The 18,358-nt window shown below is 51.6% G+C and carries 19 protein-coding genes and 1 pseudogene; 4 read left to right on the top strand and 16 right to left on the bottom strand.

Annotation, left to right across the window (positions count from 1 at the left end):
* Positions 1–12: 12 nt before the first annotated feature.
* The 14 genes from hslU to ACAF76_RS08580 all read right to left on the bottom strand — a co-directional run bounded on the left by hslU (position 13) and on the right by ACAF76_RS08580 (position 14,512).
* Positions 13–1,410: an ATP-dependent protease ATPase subunit HslU gene (hslU, locus tag ACAF76_RS08645; protein ID WP_400162966.1), complete on the bottom strand. Its 1,398-nt coding sequence runs from the start codon at positions 1,408–1,410 to the stop codon at positions 13–15.
* Positions 1,411–1,431: 21 nt separating this feature from the next.
* A complete protein-coding gene (gene hslV, locus ACAF76_RS08640) occupies positions 1,432–1,974 on the bottom strand; it encodes an ATP-dependent protease subunit HslV (RefSeq protein WP_400162965.1) in 543 nt (180 codons plus the stop codon).
* Positions 1,975–1,991: 17 nt separating this feature from the next.
* Complete coding sequence (gene xerC / locus ACAF76_RS08635; RefSeq protein ID WP_400162964.1) at positions 1,992–2,927, bottom strand: tyrosine recombinase XerC; 936 nt, start codon at positions 2,925–2,927, stop codon at positions 1,992–1,994.
* A 70-nt stretch (positions 2,928–2,997) separates the two neighbouring features.
* Complete coding sequence (gene trmFO, locus ACAF76_RS08630; protein ID WP_400162963.1) at positions 2,998–4,302, bottom strand: FADH(2)-oxidizing methylenetetrahydrofolate--tRNA-(uracil(54)-C(5))-methyltransferase TrmFO; 1,305 nt, start codon at positions 4,300–4,302, stop codon at positions 2,998–3,000.
* Positions 4,303–4,341: 39 nt separating this feature from the next.
* Positions 4,342–6,420: a type I DNA topoisomerase gene (topA, locus tag ACAF76_RS08625; protein WP_400162962.1), complete on the bottom strand. Its 2,079-nt coding sequence runs from the start codon at positions 6,418–6,420 to the stop codon at positions 4,342–4,344.
* Positions 6,421–6,528: 108 nt separating this feature from the next.
* The gene (dprA, locus tag ACAF76_RS08620) at positions 6,529–7,641 is read right to left on the bottom strand and encodes a DNA-processing protein DprA (RefSeq protein ID WP_400162961.1); all 1,113 of its coding nucleotides are present in this window, start codon (positions 7,639–7,641) and stop codon (positions 6,529–6,531) included.
* 151 nt (positions 7,642–7,792) lie between these two features.
* On the bottom strand, positions 7,793–8,695 hold the full coding sequence (gene sucD, locus ACAF76_RS08615; protein WP_400162960.1) for a succinate--CoA ligase subunit alpha: 903 nt from the start codon (positions 8,693–8,695) through the stop codon (positions 7,793–7,795).
* A gap of 40 nt (positions 8,696–8,735) precedes the next feature.
* A complete protein-coding gene (sucC, locus tag ACAF76_RS08610) occupies positions 8,736–9,896 on the bottom strand; it encodes an ADP-forming succinate--CoA ligase subunit beta (RefSeq protein ID WP_400162959.1) in 1,161 nt (386 codons plus the stop codon).
* Between the two features lie 171 nt (positions 9,897–10,067).
* Positions 10,068–11,147 (bottom strand): hypothetical protein, encoded by a 1,080-nt coding sequence (locus ACAF76_RS08605; RefSeq protein ID WP_400162958.1) that lies wholly within the window; start codon positions 11,145–11,147, stop codon positions 10,068–10,070.
* A 492-nt stretch (positions 11,148–11,639) separates the two neighbouring features.
* Positions 11,640–11,972: an SCP2 sterol-binding domain-containing protein gene (locus tag ACAF76_RS08600; RefSeq protein ID WP_400162957.1), complete on the bottom strand. Its 333-nt coding sequence runs from the start codon at positions 11,970–11,972 to the stop codon at positions 11,640–11,642.
* Between the two features lie 138 nt (positions 11,973–12,110).
* Positions 12,111–12,425, bottom strand: a complete 315-nt coding sequence (locus ACAF76_RS08595; RefSeq protein ID WP_400162956.1) for a YbjQ family protein — start codon at positions 12,423–12,425, stop codon at positions 12,111–12,113.
* Positions 12,426–12,605: 180 nt separating this feature from the next.
* On the bottom strand, positions 12,606–13,406 hold the full coding sequence (locus ACAF76_RS08590; RefSeq protein ID WP_400162955.1) for a GGDEF domain-containing protein: 801 nt from the start codon (positions 13,404–13,406) through the stop codon (positions 12,606–12,608).
* Positions 13,403–13,756, bottom strand: a complete 354-nt coding sequence (locus ACAF76_RS08585) for a hypothetical protein (RefSeq protein ID WP_400162954.1) — start codon at positions 13,754–13,756, stop codon at positions 13,403–13,405. Before ACAF76_RS08585 ends, ACAF76_RS08590 begins: the two co-directional genes overlap by 4 nt.
* Positions 13,757–13,774: 18 nt before the next feature.
* Positions 13,775–14,512, bottom strand: a complete 738-nt coding sequence (locus ACAF76_RS08580; protein ID WP_400162953.1) for an EAL domain-containing protein — start codon at positions 14,510–14,512, stop codon at positions 13,775–13,777.
* A 224-nt stretch (positions 14,513–14,736) separates the two neighbouring features.
* Here ACAF76_RS08580 and ACAF76_RS08575 point away from each other — a divergent pair, with 224 nt between their 5' ends.
* From ACAF76_RS08575 to ACAF76_RS08565, 3 genes are all read left to right on the top strand, one after another.
* Positions 14,737–15,153, top strand: coding sequence for a protease inhibitor I42 family protein (locus ACAF76_RS08575; protein WP_400162952.1), 417 nt, complete (start codon positions 14,737–14,739; stop codon positions 15,151–15,153).
* Entirely contained in the window at positions 15,120–15,251 is a 132-nt protein-coding gene (locus ACAF76_RS08570; protein WP_400162951.1) for a hypothetical protein, read from the top strand. The genes ACAF76_RS08575 and ACAF76_RS08570 overlap by 34 nt, the downstream gene beginning before the upstream one ends.
* Before the next feature lie 510 nt (positions 15,252–15,761).
* Complete coding sequence (locus ACAF76_RS08565; protein WP_400162950.1) at positions 15,762–17,117, top strand: CBO0543 family protein; 1,356 nt, start codon at positions 15,762–15,764, stop codon at positions 17,115–17,117.
* Between the two features lie 201 nt (positions 17,118–17,318).
* On the opposite strand, the gene ACAF76_RS08560 is transcribed toward ACAF76_RS08565, so the two are convergent.
* Complete coding sequence (locus ACAF76_RS08560; RefSeq protein WP_400163062.1) at positions 17,319–17,666, bottom strand: ATP-binding protein; 348 nt, start codon at positions 17,664–17,666, stop codon at positions 17,319–17,321.
* 9 nt (positions 17,667–17,675) lie between these two features.
* Positions 17,676–17,795 (bottom strand): annotated as a pseudogene (locus tag ACAF76_RS08555) (ATP-binding protein); the annotation flags it as partial.
* A gap of 26 nt (positions 17,796–17,821) precedes the next feature.
* Between ACAF76_RS08555 and ACAF76_RS08550 the strand changes: the two are divergent.
* Positions 17,822–18,262 (top strand): helix-turn-helix transcriptional regulator, encoded by a 441-nt coding sequence (locus tag ACAF76_RS08550; protein WP_400162949.1) that lies wholly within the window; start codon positions 17,822–17,824, stop codon positions 18,260–18,262.
* Positions 18,263–18,358 lie beyond the last annotated feature (96 nt).

The following is an 18,358-nucleotide window of genomic DNA, read 5'->3' as shown; positions in this document are numbered from 1 at the left end:
TCACCTCTACCCTTACAAAATATATTGGCTCAAATCTTTGTTTCCAGCAATCGTACCCAATTTTTGTCGTACGTAATCGGGTGTAATCTGCACGACATCCAGGTGAATGTCCGGAGCCTCAAACGAAAGGTCTTCGAGCAGCTTCTCCAGGATTGTGTGCAAGCGTCTCGCACCGATATTGTCTGTACTTTGGTTCACTTCGGCAGCCAGCTTCGCCAGCTCCTGAATCGCTTCCGTGGTAAATTCCACTTTCACGCCTTCCGTTTCCAGCAGTGCGATGTACTGTTTCAGCAAAGCGTTTTTCGGCTCCGTCAAAATCCTCACGAAGTCTTCCGTACGCAGGCTGGTCAGTTCCACGCGTATCGGGAACCGCCCCTGCAATTCGGGAATCAGGTCAGACGGTTTGGCCATGTGGAAAGCGCCGGCAGCGATAAACAGCACGTAGTCTGTTTTCACCGGACCGTACTTGGTCATTACAGTAGAGCCTTCGATGATCGGCAAGATGTCGCGCTGTACGCCTTCGCGGGACACATCGGGGCCACGGCCGTCCTTGCCCGCGATCTTGTCAATCTCATCGATGAAAATAATTCCGTGATTTTCAGCACGGCGAATAGACTCCTGCGTGACTTCATCCATATCCACCAGTTTTTGCGCTTCTTGCTGAATTAATACCTTTCTCGCTTCTTTAATTCGCAATTTTCGCTTCTTGGTACGCTTTGGCAGTAAATTGCCGAGCATATCTTGCATTTGCATGCCCATTTGTTCTGTTCCCGGCATCTGGAACATGTCAAACATGGTAGGGGATTGATCTTCCACGTCTATCTCAATAACCTGCTCCTCCAACTGGCCATTTGCCAATTGCCACGCAACCTGTCTGCGCTGCTGCTCCAGTGAGGTCTCATCCGCATCGTTCGAAGGCGCAGTTTGCTGCTGTTGACCTCCGAAAAACATCTCCAGCGGGTTTTTAAAGGAATTTTGCTGTTTCCGCGATGGAACAAGCAGGTTGACTATTGCTTCGTTTGCCAGCTTTTCAGCCTTTTCCTTGACGTCTTCCATCTTTTCCTGTTTGACGGTGCGGATGGAGGCTTCCACGAGGTCGCGAACCATCGATTCCACGTCACGTCCGACGTAGCCGACTTCTGTGAACTTGGTGGCTTCTACCTTGATGAACGGAGCACCTGTCAATTTGGCGATGCGGCGGGCAATTTCGGTCTTCCCGACGCCGGTTGGACCAATCATCAGAATGTTTTTCGGGATGACATCTTCGATCATCTGCTCCGACAAACGGCTTCGACGATAGCGATTGCGCAGCGCCACAGCGATGGCTTTCTTGGCTTGGGCCTGCCCGACGATGTATTTGTCCAAATGCTCTACAATCTTACGCGGGGTTAACTGCTCAAGATTCAGCACAAAAAAGTCCTCCCTTTTTGCTTAGTTCATCTCATCTACTACCAGGTTGTTGTTGGTATAGACGCAAATCTCGGCAGCCGTTTGCAAAGAAGCCTCTGCTATTTCGCGAGCAGTCAGATGCGGAGCAAACTTTTTCAGCGCACGGCCGGCAGCGAGTGCGTAAGCCCCTCCAGAGCCGATCGCGAGAATACCATCGTCCGGCTCGATAATCTCACCATTGCCCGATATGAGCAGTATATGTTCCTTGTTCACCACAATCATCATCGCTTCCAGTCGACGCAGCACTTTGTCCATGCGCCACTCTTTGGCAAGCTCCACTGCAGCCCGCTGCAGGTTTCCGTGATACTCTTCCAGTTTGCCCTCGAACTTTTCAAACAGCGTGATCGCATCGGCAACAGATCCGGCAAATCCGGCGAGCACTTCGCCCCGATACAGCCTTCTTACCTTCTTGGCTCCGTGCTTCATTACCATACTGTTGCCAAATGTAACCTGACCATCCCCTGCCATCGCGACAGAACCATTGTGCTGAACGGCAAATATCGTTGTGGCGTGAAACTGTTCCATGAACGGATACCTCCCGACTATGTACTGGAACCGGTGTCGCGTGGATGCGCACGTGGATGAGCGGTGTCATAAACATGGCGAAGCCGCTCCTTGGTCACGTGCGTGTATACCTGTGTCGTCGAGATGTTCACATGCCCCAGCAATTCCTGGACGGTGCGCAAATCTGCTCCTCCGTTCAGCATATGGGTTGCAAATGTGTGACGAAACGTATGAGGTGATACACGCAGATGGAGCGCATAAGTCTCAACATATTTGTCCACGATCCGGCGAACACTGCGATCAGACAACGGCTCTCCCCGATAATTTACCACCAGGACGCCGTGATCTTCCTTGCCAGCCAGCAGCTTTTTTCTTCCATACTCTAGGTATTTCCGCAGAATGTCACAAGCATAACTGCCCACCGGAACATATCGTTCCTTAGCTCCTTTTCCGAAGACCAGCGCTACCCCCATCGAAGGGTTCACGGCATCGACCGTCAGCGTGACCAGTTCAGTAACGCGCATGCCGCTCGCATAAAGCAGCTCGAAAATCAGTCTGTCGCGCATTCCGAGCGGTTCGGACACGTCCGGAAGATCAAAAAAAGCCTGGACTTCTTGCGGATACAGAAATGAAGGAAGCTTCTTTTCAACTTTCGGTGTAGAAAGCAGTTGAAACGGATTTTGTTCCAGATGGCCCTCACGCAACAAAAAGCGGCACATGCTTCGCAAACTAGACAGCTTGCGAGCGATACTGCGCCGGGAAAGCCCTTTTTTTGCCAAATATGCAAGATAGGAGCGGCCATGCAAATAAGAAACAGCAGCAAATGCGGTGATTTGGTGCTGTTCCAGAAAGCAGACAAATTCCTTGATGTCTGCCATGTATTGCTTCACCGTGTGAGGAGAGGCGTTTTTTTCGACTCGCAAATAACGAGCAAACATCGAAATTTCCGCATCAAATTGCTGCGTCATGTCCATGTGAGATGCACCCTCCTCGAAGCACCTATATAGTAACACAGTGGAAAATCAGTTTTCAATGTCAATTGTGTCATTGTTGTGTAAAATTCTGAATTGTGTCTAGCGCCCGCTCAGCAAGTTTTTCGTTCTTCTTACGCTTGTCGCGAATCCGCTCAGGCAGCTCGGGAACGAGTCCGAAATTCGCGTTCATCGGCTGGAAGTGATTCGGATCGGCAGTCGTAATGTAGCGTGCCATGCTGCCCATGATCGATTCCGGCGGCAGTACGATCAGCTCTTCGCCTTTGGCCAGACGCGCTGCGTTTCGCCCCGCGAGCAGTCCGGACGCAGCCGATTCCACGTACCCTTCCACTCCTGTCATTTGTCCCGCAAAGAACAGGGTATCCCGCTCCTTGTACTGATAGGTCGGTTTCAACAGTTTGGGCGAGTTGATAAAGGTATTGCGATGCATCACGCCGTAGCGGACGATTTCGCAGTTTTCCAGTCCCGGAATCAAGGAAAGCACCCGCTTTTGTTCCGGCCATTTCAAGTGAGTCTGGAAGCCGACAATATTGTACAAGGTAGCAGCGCCGTTGTCCTGGCGAAGCTGTACTACCGCATACGGCTTTTTGCCTGTGCGCGGATCGGTCAATCCAACCGGTTTCAGCGGACCGAACAGCATCGTTTGGCGTCCTCGTTTGGCCATGACCTCGATCGGCATGCAGCCTTCAAAGTAGATTTCTTTTTCAAATTCCTTCAGCGGCACTGCCTCGGCATTGATCAATTCCTCATAGAAGCGGTTGAATTCCTCTTCGTTCATCGGGCAGTTGAGGTACGCAGCCTCTCCCTTGTCGTAGCGCGAGGCGACAAATACCTTGCTCATATCGATCGAGTCTTTTTCCAGAATCGGCGCGGCCGCATCGTAAAAGTACAGGTATTCTTCTCCTGTAAGCTGCTTCAACTGCTCTGACAATTGCGGGGAAGTCAGCGGTCCTGTAGCGATCACGACGATGCCATCGGGAATTTGCGTAATTTCTTCGTTGACGACCTCGACCAAAGGATGATTGCGCACCGCCTGTGTCACGTACTCGGCGAATTCGTGCCGGTCGACCGCCAGTGCTCCTCCGGCAGGTACGGCGCAACGGTCTGCCGCGCCAATGATGACGGAGTTGAAGCGACGCATTTCTTCCTTTAGTACGCCGACTGCGTTGGTAAGCGAGTTGGCCCGCAGCGAGTTGCTGCAAACCAGCTCGGCAAACTTGTCAGTATGATGGGCAGGAGTCTGCGTTTTCGGTCTCATCTCATATAGTTTTACAGGGACGCCCGCCTGTGCGATTTGCCAGGCGGCTTCGCTACCTGCCAGGCCGGCGCCCACTACAGTAATCGGTTGCTGTGACATGCTGTTGATCCTCCCTGCCTTCTTGCTTATTTACTGCGCTCAGGAGTCTGCTTCTTCCTGGTAGTCGCACGAGGTGCAGACGACGCTGACACCTTGTTTTTTCCGTTTCTTTTCTACGAGCATATGCGAGCATTTCGGACACGGGCGGGCAATCGGTTTGTCCCAGGAGACAAACTCGCATTCGGGATATTGATTGCAGCCATAAAAAATCCGGCTCTTCTTTGATTTACGTTCGATAATCTCCCCGGTTTCACATTGCGGACACTTTACGCCGATTTCTTTGACAATCGGTTTGGTGTTGCGGCACTCTGGAAAGCCGGAGCAGGCGAGAAACTTGCCGAAACGGCCGAGCTTGTAGACCATCACCTTGCCGCACAGCTCGCAAACCTCGTCTGATTCCTCGTCTTTCAGCTCGACTTCCTTCATTTCTTCCTCGGCGACCTCTACCCGCTTGGCGAAGTCATCGTAAAACGCATCCAACACCTCTACCCAGTTGCGAATCCCGTCTTCGATATGGTCGAGGTCGGACTCCATGTGAGCGGTAAATTCCACATCGAGAATCTCCGGGAAAAATTCCTCCATCAAGGAAATGATGATCTCACCCAGCTCGGTCGGAACGAAGCGTTTTTCCTCCAGTGCCACGTAGCCGCGCTTCTGCACCGTCTCCAAGGTCGGCGCATAGGTGGATGGTCTTCCGATCCCTTTTTCCTCCAGCGTTTTGACCAGTCGTGCCTCCGTATAGCGAGGCGGCGGCTGTGTAAAGTGCTGGTTGGGCTGAAGCTCGACAAGCTCAAGCGTCTGTCCTTCTTCGATCGGCGGCAGGAAACTTTCCTCTTCGGAGCCGTCGTCGCTGCCTTCAATGTACACTTTCATAAAGCCGGGGAATTTCACTTTGGAACCTGTCGCCCGGAAGGTGACTCCGCCCGCTTCAATATCGACGCTCATCGTGTCGAGTACAGCAGAAGACATCTGACTGGCCAAAAAGCGCTCCCAAATCAGACGGTACAAACGAAGCTGGTCACGCGACAAATACTGCTTGATCTCATCCGGTGTACGGAACACGGACGTCGGGCGAATCGCTTCGTGAGCGTCCTGCGCATTTTCATTCTTGGCTTGCGCGCGCGGTTCGGAGAGGACATACTCAGCGCCGTATTTTTCCAGGATGTATTCCTTGGCTTCGTTTTGCGCTGTCGCTGAAACGCGGGTTGAGTCCGTACGCATGTACGTGATCAAACCTACTGCGCCGTCCTTTCCTCCCACGTCGATCCCTTCGTACAGCTCCTGCGCGATCCGCATTGTCTTGGCGGTACGAAAATTGAGCTTGCGCGCTGCTTCCTGCTGCAGGGAACTGGTGATAAACGGTGCAGCCGGGTTGCGCTTGCGCTCGCGTTTCGTCACCTTTTGCACGACGAACGGCTGATCTTTCAAGCGTTCCAGCACCTGCTTGACCTCTTCTTCGGAGTGCAGTTCTACCTTTTCCTCGCCATAACCGTAAAACTTGGCTTCAAATCCTTTTTTGCCGCTGACCAGTTGGCTGGAAATCGTCCAGTACTCTTCGGGTTCGAACTGTTGAATTTCGCGTTCCCGGTCGATAATCAGCTTGACCGTAACCGATTGCACGCGACCAGCGCTGAGACCCTTTCGCACCTTTTTCCAGAACAGCGGGCTGATGCTGTAGCCGACGACACGGTCCAAAATCCGCCGTGCTTGCTGTGCATTCACGAGATTCATATTGATGTGGCGAGGATGCTTGAATGCTTCCTTGATCGCGTCTTTGGTGATCTCGTTGAAGACAACGCGGAGCGGCTGATTGGTGTCCAGCCCGAGATACTGCGCCAGATGCCAAGCGATCGCTTCTCCTTCGCGGTCCGGGTCCGCCGCGAGATAGACTTTCTTTACTTTTTTTGCTGCGTCTTTCAGACCCTTTAAAACATCGCCCTTGCCGCGAATGGTTATATATTTAGGCTCAAAACCATGCTTGAAGTCTACTCCCATCTGGCTCTTTGGAAGATCGCGCACATGGCCCATAGATGCTTTTACAATATATTTGCTGCCCAAGTATTTTCCAATCGTTTTCGCTTTCGCAGGGGATTCTACGATTACGAGCGTATCAGCCATTTATTTCCTCCCCTTTTTGTAAGGAATCTCCCCTATTATTAATGATGCCCATCCGGTTTGTCAAACACTTGGCATCCGTGAGCCGCATCAATACTAGAGGATGAGACGTTACCGTCGGGCGAAGTACCCTCCTGGCTGACTTACTATCAATCCTTTTCCTTCCAAAACAAGCAAGGTCTGATGCAGCAGCGCCAGCCGACCAGGTGCTGTACTGCGCAACAGCACATCCGTATGTACGCCTTCTTCTGTAATCAGGTCGTATACCGCACGTTCGGCAGGAGTCATCGACACAATTCGCGTTTCTTCTATATTATATCTACCTATATCACGACCTATGAGGTGCTCCCACTCCTCCAGTACATCTACGCTCGTCGTCACCATCTTGGCTCCCTGTTTGAGCAGGTTATGGGGTCCTGCACTCAGCTCGGAAAAAATCGGGCCAGGGACGGCAAACACGTCTTTGCCTTGTTCCAGCGCGCAGTCCGCGGTAATCAGCGAACCGCTTCGCTCGGCAGCCTCCACTACCAGCACACCGAGACTCAGACCGCTAATAATCCGGTTGCGTTCCGGAAACAGCCCGGGCATGGCGGGAGTGCCAGGCGGATACTCCGAAAGCAGCAGTCCTGCCTCCTCCAGCTTGCGATACAACTGCCGATGGCTGGCAGGATAGATTTGGTCAATGCCGCAGCCCATGACGCCGATGGTCTTGCCTCCTGCCTTGAGTGCTGCCTGGTGCGCCTCGGCATCGATGCCGTATGCAAGACCGGAGACGATGACCACGCCTGCCACAGCCAGCTCCTGGCTCAACCTAGCACATACAGCCCGACCGTATGCGGTCGGCTTCCGCGAACCGACGACCCCGATGGCGAGCGGCTCCTGCAAAAGCGAAAGATCGCCACGATAAAACAGTGCAAGCGGCGGGTCGGGAATATGCTGCATTCTGTCCGGAAACGCCGCATCGAGAAAGCACACATACTCCACCCCTGCTGACTTTCGTTTTTGCGCGAGAGCAGCCGCGACTGTCAACGGCTTTTCGTTTTTGACAAATTTCGACCAAGCCTCAGCCAGCTTCCATCGCTCGACGAGATCCGGCCACTCCTCGATTGCCGCGTAAAAAGAGCCGTATGCCTCGTAGATCGCACGAATCCGCTTTCGACCCAGACCGGGAACCAGCAGCAACAAATACAACAGATCTCGTTCCGATACGGGATTGCCCGTCATGCTATCCACCCTCTCCGCCCTAGCTTTGCTCGCTTTTGGCCTATTGTAGCGAATCACAGCAGAGGGGTTCAAAAAAATTTGCACAGCAAAAAGGCGAACAAGCAGCAGCCTGTTCGCCTTCGTGTGCTTTATTGCTCTTGTGCCAAGCGTCTTATTTGGACATTACTTTGTCCAGCAATCCACGCTCTTTCAGGACTTCAACCAGCGTTTCGCCGATGACAGCAGGTGTCTTGGCTACGCGGATACCGCAAGATTCCAGCTTGGCAATTTTCTCGGCTGCTGTACCTTTTCCGCCGGAGATGATTGCGCCTGCGTGACCCATGCGTTTTCCTGGAGGCGCTGTTTGTCCTCCGATGAAGCCGACTACCGGTTTTTTCATGTTGGCAGCGATCCAGTCAGCAGCTTCTTCTTCCGCTGTACCACCGATCTCGCCAATCATAATAACCGCTTCCGTGTCTGGGTCTTCGTTGAACATTTTCAGTACATCGATGAACTCCATGCCTTTTACCGGGTCGCCACCGATACCCACTGCTGTGGATTGGCCGATGCCGCGAGTAGAGGTTTGATGTACTGCTTCATACGTCAGGGTACCGGAGCGGGACACGATTCCCACTTTCCCTGGTGTATGGATGTATCCAGGCATGATCCCGATTTTGCACTCGCCAGGAGTGATGACACCCGGGCAGTTTGGTCCGATCAGCTTGGTTTTCTTGCCTTCCATGTAACGCTTTACTTTTACCATGTCCAGAACAGGGATACCTTCTGTAATGCAGATAACCAGGTCCAGCTCGGCGTCAACTGCTTCCATGATCGCATCAGCGGCGAACGGAGGAGCTACGTAGATAACAGATGCGTTTGCACCCGTTTTTTCTACAGCTTCAGCTACAGTGTTGAAAATCGGAATACCGTCGACCTCGGTGCCGCCTTTACCCGGTGTTACGCCACCGACCATTTGCGTACCGTACTCCACTGCACCGCGAGTGTGGAACAGACCAGTTGCACCCGTAATCCCTTGCGTAATTACTTTTGTATGTTTATTAACGAGAATACTCATCGGTTATTTCCCACCTTTTTCCACGTATGAAACGCCTAGTTTACTTCACCAAAGATACGATTTTTTCTGCTCCATCAGCCATGGATTCTGCAGCGACAATGTTCAATCCCGACTCGTTCAGGATTTTCTTGCCGAGGTCCACGTTCGTACCTTCGAGGCGAACAACAAGTGGTTTGTCCAATTTGATTTGTTTCGCTGCGTTGACAACGCCGTTGGCAATGACGTCGCACTTCATAATTCCGCCGAAAATGTTGACGAAGATGCCTTTTACTTTTTCGTCGCGGAGGATGATCTTGAATGCTTCCGTTACTTTCTCTTCGGTAGCGCCGCCCCCTACATCGAGGAAGTTGGCAGGATCGCCGCCGTAGAATTTCACGATGTCCATCGTCGCCATCGCCAGACCCGCACCGTTGACCATGCAACCGATGTTTCCATCCAGTGCAATGTAGGAAAGGTCGTACTTGGACGCTTCGATTTCTTTCTCGTCTTCTTCATCCAGATCGCGCAGAGCTACGATGTCAGCGTGACGGAACAATGCGTTGCTGTCGAAGTTCAGCTTCGCATCGAGAGCCATCACTTCTCCGTCGCCAGTTACAACCAGCGGGTTGATTTCCGCGATCGAGCAGTCTTTATCGACAAATGCCTGATAGAGGCTCATCATAAACTTCGCCGCTTTGTTGATCAACTCTTTCGGAATGTTGATTGCATAAGCCAGACGGCGCGCTTGGAACGCATTCAGACCAGTAACCGGATCAATGACTTCCTTGAAGATTTTTTCCGGTGTTTTCGCTGCTACTTCTTCGATCTCCGTACCGCCCTCTTCGGAAGCCATCATTACGACGCTACCTGTTGTGCGGTCAACGACCACACCGACATAGTATTCTTTCTTGATATCGCAGCCTTGTTCGATCAAGAGACGCTTGACTTCTTTGCCTTCTGGTCCAGTCTGGTGAGTAACCAGGACCTTTCCGAGAATTTCCTGGGCGTATGTACGAACCTCATCCAGGTTTTTCGCTACCTTTACACCGCCCGCTTTACCGCGGCCGCCTGCGTGAATTTGCGCTTTCACGACAACAACTTGCGTTCCCAGTTCTTTCGCCGCTTCTACAGCTTCATCCACTGTAAAGGCAACGCGTCCTTCTGGAACCTTGACACCGTACTGTTTAAGTATCTCTTTGCCCTGATACTCATGAATGTTCATTCTCCATCCTCCTATGGCAGATAAAGATCGGCAGGTTTCTCGACAGGCTCAAAAAACATCTGTTCCAGTCGAATCCTCCACTATCATTGCAACAGTTTCTATTCTACGACAAAAAATGCAAAAGTGGTAGTAATATGTTTCACAATTTCTCCCGACCTTAACCTCTTTTTCTCAAGACGGTTCGCCCTGCAAACCCGCAGATTCCAGCATTTTCACGATCTGATCGTCTACAGAATCGTGCGAAAACCAAAAATGTTCAATCTGAAAATGCGCTGGGTAAAACGTAATTTTCCGTTCGTAGCCATTGCCGGTAAAGTGCAGGATATACTGTGCCGCTCCTGGCTGAGCAGGCGCCTGCGCCAGTTGCGGCGCTGCCCGAAGCGTCCGGACGATCTGATGGGCGATCCCCTGGTCGATCGTCGTATGCGTCACATCGTACTTCTTGTCCTCGACCGCTGTTCCATGTTGCGGCTCAATGCGCAGTTGAGTCGCCTTGAACAGCTTTTCAAACGGGTCCTCCTTGTGCTCGCGCGGCGGCAGCCAGCTCGTCAGCTTGGAGAACAAGGCGCCTTCAACATGAAAATAGTGCGTCTCGCGCCCAAACGGAACCGAGAACAGCGTCGGAGTGAGCACCGTGACCTCCAGCGGTTTTTCTCCGGTGTGAATGCGCATCCTGTAGTGAGGGTGCAAGGGGAATTGGCTGGTGAGCTGCATCTCCTCCACCTGCGGAACAGCCTTGGCCAACACCTCTCGTACCGCTTGCATTTCGTCTTCGCGGAGCATTTTCGTCTGCTCCAGATCTTCTGCAGACAATTGGACGCTTTCCACTGGCTGATTGATCAGCCCTTGCCCAATCTGGCGATGAAGCCAGCGATAAAACTGGCTGGCAGAATTGCCCCTGTACGTCATGTCACCGTATTGGCTCGCGGTCTCGCCAACAGAGATGACGAGTGGAGCCGCTTTGCTGCGGTACAACACGAGGGTAAAGCGCACATCCTCCTGTTTCAGAGGCTCTGTGGATACCTCCCAGTTTTTGCCCTGGCTTTCCATTTCGCTAAAAAAGACGGACTGGTCGAGCGTCACTTCCTGCCCGTCTGTCGACATGACGGTCACCTTTTCGACCGCCCCTAGTTCTGCACTGATATTCGATTGTATGTCGGGGGTAATTCCTTGTTCAGCCTGCGAACATCCCGTCACGAACACGACGGCTACAAGTGTCTGAAATAGGAAAGCTCGAAAAGACGATATCATGCATCAATCCTCCCTCTCGCATGCCACTCCAATCCAAGATGCACCACAAACCCAATCGACAACCTCACTTGCTGCACGCTATTTTTATGTATTGCTCAAACCTTTCTCGTTTTTTGTCGATTCCCGCCGACTCGCTTCGAGGAGCTATTGACCATGCATCGCCACCACAACTTGCCAATCGCACACAGCGTATTCGAAAAAGCGGCGCGTACCGTACAAATTGTGGAAGCATTCTGATTCCATCTCAGTTGTTGGTCATATTTTAACGCAACCTTCTGTAAATTGACTAGTTAATTCTTCACTACAGGCTCTTTTTGCCCAGGAAAAAAGACCTGCTTCCGATCGATTACGACCCGTTTCTCCCTATGTATTCCAATCCTTTACGGCTATTCCTGCTTTCTCGCAACAAACAACAAAAAGGGCGTCAGAACACACTCGTACTGCCAGTGTGAATCTGACGCCCATCGCAATGCGCTCAGGCAAAAAAAGATGCTAGGACTGATACGTTTTGAAGATCGACTGCAGTTTTAATGCGAGGTTCATGTCGCCTTTCAGCTTCATTTTCCCGAGCATAAAGGCAGTGGCTGGATGCAGCTTGCCATCTACTAATTTGTGGAAATTTTCGTCTGACAATTCAATCGTGCAGCCCGCAGTATCTGGCGTGCCTTTCACGTAGGTCGCTCGCTCATTAGCAAACGTCACCTGAAAAGCCCCGCCGTCATTGCCGCTCACGATAAAGTGGTAGACCGCTGTAAATCCGGCGATTCCTTGTGGATTAGCGTTCACTTTTTCCAACAGTCTGGCGATTGTCTGTTCGACGGACATCACGCATCCTCCCTCTTCTCAACATACTCCGAAACGGAGCCGACAAGACGCGTTGGCAGCGAAAGCACATCCCGCTCTCAGCGCTGGAGTACGAACGTCGCGCATCCGCCAAAGAAAGAAAACCGGTGTGTCCCGGTTTTACTTGAGCCGTACTGCAGTTCCCGTCGCGATTACCATCATCATGCCTTCGCGCAAGGTCTCGAAATCGAGGTCTACGCCGATGACAGCATCGCCTCCGAGAGAACGGGCTTTTTCTTTCATTTCACGAATGGCCAGCTCGCGTCCTTCCGCCAGCTTGCTCTCGTATGATCCGCTTCTGCCGCCAATGATATCGGTAATGCCTGCGAGAAAATCGCGCACGACGTTCGCGCCCATAATTACTTCTCCGCTGACAATGCCGAGATACTCTTGAATTTCTTTTCCTTGCAACGTGTTTGTCGTCGTTACGATCATCGTAATGCCTCCCGATTGGTAAGATGAATGCTTCCCTACGTAATACGTCTGTTGAGCAAATCAGTTGCAACGATTTCGTGATACGATCATGCTCGGGTTATCAAGAAGTGTATGTATGCAATCGGCATTGTATTCCAAACCAGGGGAGTCGCATGGGGGAGGATAACGCTATTCGGATAGTTACGATACGACATTTTGCGATTTTACCGCCGACGACTGCAGGCTCGCCCGTTCAACCAACTCCCGGAATGGATAACGAAAAAAGTCCGGTTCGCGAAAGCCATTTACATGACCGACTGCAGCAGTAACCCAGATGTTTCCGATTTGGCTCGGCTGTGTGATCGCCTCGATGTACCTCTCAATGACCTCCTCATCCGCCCTCGAAATCAACACGAATTCATCTCCTGCATACCTGCTTAAAAAATCGCGTTTTTCTACTACGAGAGAAGCGAGAATCGAGGCGTAAGCGCGAATGACATCGTCGCCAAAGGGATGGCCGTGCAGTTTGTTAATCGTTCCGAAATCGTTCAGATCAATAAACAGGAGATGGAACGGCTGTTTATCATTCAAGTATTTTTCCCCAACGGATTGAATGTAGGGAGCCTTGTACAAACCGGTCAGCGAATCCATGTATTCCGCCAGCTTGATCAAAATTCTCTCGCGTGTGACATATCCAGCCAACTGATCTTCGTCCACGACCAATCCTTGCTCCAACCCGGTCGCTTCCATCAGTTCCAAAGCAGCCCAAATATCCTGATTGATCGAGATGGTCAAAATTTCTTGTGTCATGGCATCGGCGACAATCCGGTTCGGATGGGCAGCGAATACATCCCGGGAAGTGAGGATGCCCAAGATTTCTCCATAGTCTGCAACAAAAAAGCAACGACGACTCTCCCGATACATGCGATCGGCAGCATGTGCGACGCTCTTGTCCGAAGTGATGGTGGGAATCTCGGGGGCCATGATCTCGGAAATGTTCATGGCAGGTCGACCTCCCGCTGTACCTGTACGGAAATCTTCAGCTCGGAGCGCAGTACCATCGAGTCGCTGATCATTTTTTCGGTTTCTTCCATAATGATTTTGGTCAGCAGCTCCTGGTCGAGAATTTGCAAAAGGGAACTCCGCAACAGGACAGCTTCGATTTTGGGATGGTCGATCTTGACCAGCGTGAACTGCTCGGGTGACAGGGCTTCGGCCATTCTGCGCACAGCCTCTGGACCGATCGGCGCCTTTTTTCCGATGATCAGCAAATCCTGCATTGGCGGCAGTTCAAATTCCGATATGTTCAAGGAAAGAGTTGCTTTTCGTGAGTAGATGCTCTTATCGCTCATTGTTTCTATACCTCCAAATCATCCATGCACCATGACGGAGTCGTCGAGTCTTTTTGGTTTGCCCAGTACGTATCCTTGTCCGTACACGACGCCCAGCTCCAAGGCGCATGCGACATCAGCCGACTGCTCAATCCCTTCGAGGATGAGCCGGGCTTCGTCTCTGCAATATTCCACAAACAGTCGAACCACTTTTTGCTTCCTTTTTGACTCGGCCAACTGCTGGGAAAAGTAGCGGTCTATCTTAATAAAATCCGGCGACATATCCAGCATTTTGCGAAACGTAATCGTTCCTTCGCCGACATCGTCAAGCGCAATTAAAAATCCCTTCTCCCTCAAGTATGCGATTCGCTCCATGAACAAAGGTTCGCCCCAAATCTCTTCTTCCTTCACGGATTCATTGATTTCCACTACGATCCGGTTGGTCATGGAAGAAAAGTCTCGAACAATTTGCTCTATCCAGGCAGGGAATGACTCCGCGACGATCGTCGACGGAAAGAGATTGACGAACAACAGCTTGTTCCCAGTACCGAAGGGCGAGTGAAAAAAAGCAGATACCGCAAAATAAAGAGAATGCATGTCCAATGCAGGGAGCTCCCTTTTTTTCATCGCTGCTTGAAACAAAAGATCCGGTTTTGTCCCCGCCCGATTGCGCAGCAGAGCCTCAAAGCCTATGCTCTCACTCCCTGGAAGGCTGCAAATGGGCTGGAATACATGGTAATATTCTTTTTTTATAAAGTATTCCGTGAAGTTTTCCATCAGTAGTCCTGTCCCTTTCCTCAAAGGTAGCCTGTACATTCAGATCCGTTGTCCAGGCGAGTGCCTGGTCATTCCCGACACCTGCCCAGCCGAATATGTAGGCCCATCAGATTAGAAGAAAAGTGGATTTGTTCGACATATTGCGCCTTTGTTCCTACTCATTCGGCACTACCGGGCATTTTTCCTTCCAAATCATACTAATTCCTTTGTCGAAAATTTGTACGATGATCTGCAGGGACAAACAGCCTCTTTTGCACGCAGGAAAGAAGATGTGTGAACGAAAAACAAACAGCCGCTCGTCATGCCAGCGGCTGTTCCACTACCCATCCATCGCCTTGCCTTCCCGTAAACAAAATTTCTCTGCAGACATATCGTATGACAAATATACCGACAACAAAAGAAAGGGTGATACGACGATGGCATCCACCGCCATACATGCTGTCACCGTCCGAGCGGGACAAATCTTTTCCCTCTCGCTGGAATCCAATCCGAGCACCGGGTATCAATGGGAGCTTTCCAATCCGTTGGACCCCCGCTATCTGGGACTGCTTTCGCGTGCGTACTCTCCGCCCGCTCCACTGTTCGCGTCGGACAAAGCGGGCATCAGGTGTTTACGTTGTACGCGATCCAGCAAGGAATGACATCCGTCTCGCTGAAATACTGCCGTCCGTGGGACGCGAACGACTGCCCGAATTTTTTGTTTTACATGATTACGATCAGTTCGCAAGAGCCGCATTAGTGTCCGACCTTCGCTAGTGTCCGACCCTCGCTCTCGCCTGTAGACCGCTGATCCCCCAGAAAGCGGACAACAGATTGCGACATGTCTTTTGTCACCCGTACTTCCTATGATCTTGTGCAAGATCAAGCAAGGGTCGCACATACCGGTAACTATGATAATGGAAGGAAAACCCACCTGACAACCCCACTGAGTTCTCATCCACGTAATTGCCCAGGCTTTCCTGGAAGGCGGCAGGTTGCTGCGACAAACCACACGGATCAACTCTGCGTCATCATTTTGCAAACTGCACAATAAGATGATCATATACACATTGGTCAGCGGCCTGCTTTTCCATGAAAGAACACCACGCTACGCCGGCAGATTGGCGCTTTGCAATACTTGGACGAGCTGGACATTCTCTGATTCCACTCTTTCATTCATGATCAGCCACAACTTTTTTCCCCCAATATTCCTGCCTATTCCCTCGTTATGCACATGCGCACAAACGGTTCAGAATAGGAGAGGGCACGCATGAATATCCCCTTTCGCCGCATGGCAATGCTGTACACCATTCGTAGGGAAGTAAACAAGAAGCGAAAACGGCAAGCCAGACTCGCTGCAAATATGTCGGAATTATCGGATGCGGACCGGCAGCTTATCTTGCAAATCAGGGAGCGCACGCGACTGTGCAACCGAAACAACGTGACGCGCACGATGGCATATTACGACTACTACAGACGTCATCCCGAGATCCACTGGGCTTTTCTGGGACACATGGTATCGCGAAACGGCGGCTGGAACATGACCGATCTGAAGGGAGAGCTGCTGTCTCGCCTGCTATCTGAATCAGAGCAGAACGATTTTTTTCAGTTTTTGGAGCGCGGCAACTGGCTGATTTTTCAGGACGTCTATCCGCAATGTCTGCTGTACGAAGAAAGCCTGCGCAAAAAGACAAACCTGTTTTATCTCTTGCCGTGCTTCGGCGTATCCGTCTTCATGGAAGCCATCTGGGACCAGTTCTGGAAGACGGGGGATCGCGCGCTTTTGGCGATCGGCATGATTATAAACGAGCAAAACTACCTGGAAAAACGGGCTATTCAAAATCCCCACTATCAAAAAACCGTTCTGCATACGCTCGAATTCAAGCTGCAGGACCTGCTGCGCTTGAATCAGATACTCTTTCCTTGCTACCAGGAAGGCAGCGAGGAGCTGTATCTGGTCGGACAAACACTGCAGCACTTTGCCTCCCTCCACGAACGCATCCGACTCGGGAAGCGGTTGTACGCACTGCTGTTTGGTCGCTCCGACGTCTTGCAAGGCGCATTGCGCTGGGCTGAAGCGAATCCGCACACCGGCTCCCGCAAGGATTACTGGCCCCATTTGTTCCATGACGTCAAAGTGTCCATCCCGGGAATCCCGTATCTCAAACGAACAGCAAACGGAAGACTGCGACCGGGAGCGCGGCGCAAATCGAGCTCGCGGTCTTGGCGCAAACCACGATCCGCAAGCGCTAGACGCCCAACCTACCTGCCGTCGATGATCTTCGCATCGTGGCTGGGAACCTACCTGGACCTCATTTGCGTCAAACAAAAGCTGTATTCCTTTCCTGTACGCCCCTTTCCCGAGCTGTTTGAGATTCATATCGGCTTTACACTGCTCGTCCTGCCGCTCGTCACGGCATTTTGCCTCGCTCTTTTGCAGCGCATGCGCAGATGGCAAAGAGGGTTCGCGATCTTGCTGTTTGGCATCATTGCCGCGTATGCCGAACAGTTTTCGGAAGCGATGGGATGGTTTGTACACAGCAGCGATTGGCGGCACATCTATTCCTTTTTTGGCTACGTCTTGTTTATGGGTCTTGTCTGGAAGTTTCATCGGAGGTTTTCGTAGGAGGTGGTGATACCGTACCCGACACTCAGGTCCCAGGAACAAGTCGACAGAGATAAGGCTAGGATAGGAAAATAGCAAACTACAAAGCGAATGAGCTCGGTATGCCATCTACAAGATGGCAACAATATGCCACCTTACCTTCCCCGGGAGACATGTTGTCCAGGCGTCCGAAATTTCGAATACAGCCTATGTTCAGACTACTCACCCCATCACCATACGGTCCAACGCCCGGTAGCGAATCGCTTCGGCTACGTGGGCTGCTTCCACCCGCTCGGACTGGTCGAGATCGGCAATCGTCCGCGCAACCTTGACGATCCGGTCGTAGGCGCGAGCGCTCAGGCCCAGTCGCTCGAAAGCGAGCTGCAACAGCTCCTGTCCTTCTTTTTCCAAGCGTGCATACCGTCGCAACTCGTCTCCACCCATACCGCTATTAAATGGAAAGGTCGTACGGGAGCGAAAACGCCCCAGTTGGATCGCCCGCGCGTGCTCAACGCGCTTCGCAATGGCCGCGGAAGGCTCCTCCTCTTTTCGCTCGTGCAACAGCTCCACGGGAACGCGCGGCACCTCCAGATGCAGATCAATCCGGTCCAACAGCGGTCCGGACAGCTTGGAACGGTATTTTTGCACCTGCTGCGGCGTACATGAGCACTCCTGCTGGTCGCGCGTGCCGTAGAAGCCGCACGGACAAGGGTGAGGATAACTACTTGGGAATCTCTATTCATAAAGAAGCTTCACAGTCTTCTGCATTGCCGGATGATGGTACACCTGGAGGACGAATCAGTTGTGCGCGACGTAAGAAAAACATGCTGCTAGTCGATCTATCTAAAGCCACAAGTCTCAGTGTCGTGTCTCTACGAATGGCAGAACAGAACAAGACATCCGTAACCCCAGCGAATCTCAGAAAGTTGGCTGCAGCATTGGAGGTGTCGATCGCCTACCTTGGCTGTTTTGAAGGCCTTCCAGAAGATACTCTTGGCCAGCAAATCAAAAAAGCGCGCTTGTATCATGGACATACAAAGAGAGAGCTGGGCGATATTTTGGGTTTGAGCCCTCGAATGATCCAGGGGTGGGAAAAAGATGAGTATTTTCCTACAGATAAGTACATGCAGATACTAAAGGACTATCTTAAGATACTGGAAAAGTAGACATTCTATAAGGAAGAACAGCCCTTCACCGTACAGGAAAAGGGCTGTTTTTTGTGAGGGTACTTTCGCAAACATTGCTTGGGCGGTGCTGTAGTG

It is taken from the genome of Brevibacillus sp. TJ4, from assembly GCF_044627595.2.
Taxonomy (GTDB): Bacteria; Bacillota; Bacilli; order Brevibacillales; family Brevibacillaceae; genus Brevibacillus.
The sequence above is the reverse complement of the archived record's forward strand: the minus strand, read 5'-3'. Positions and strand labels throughout refer to the sequence as shown.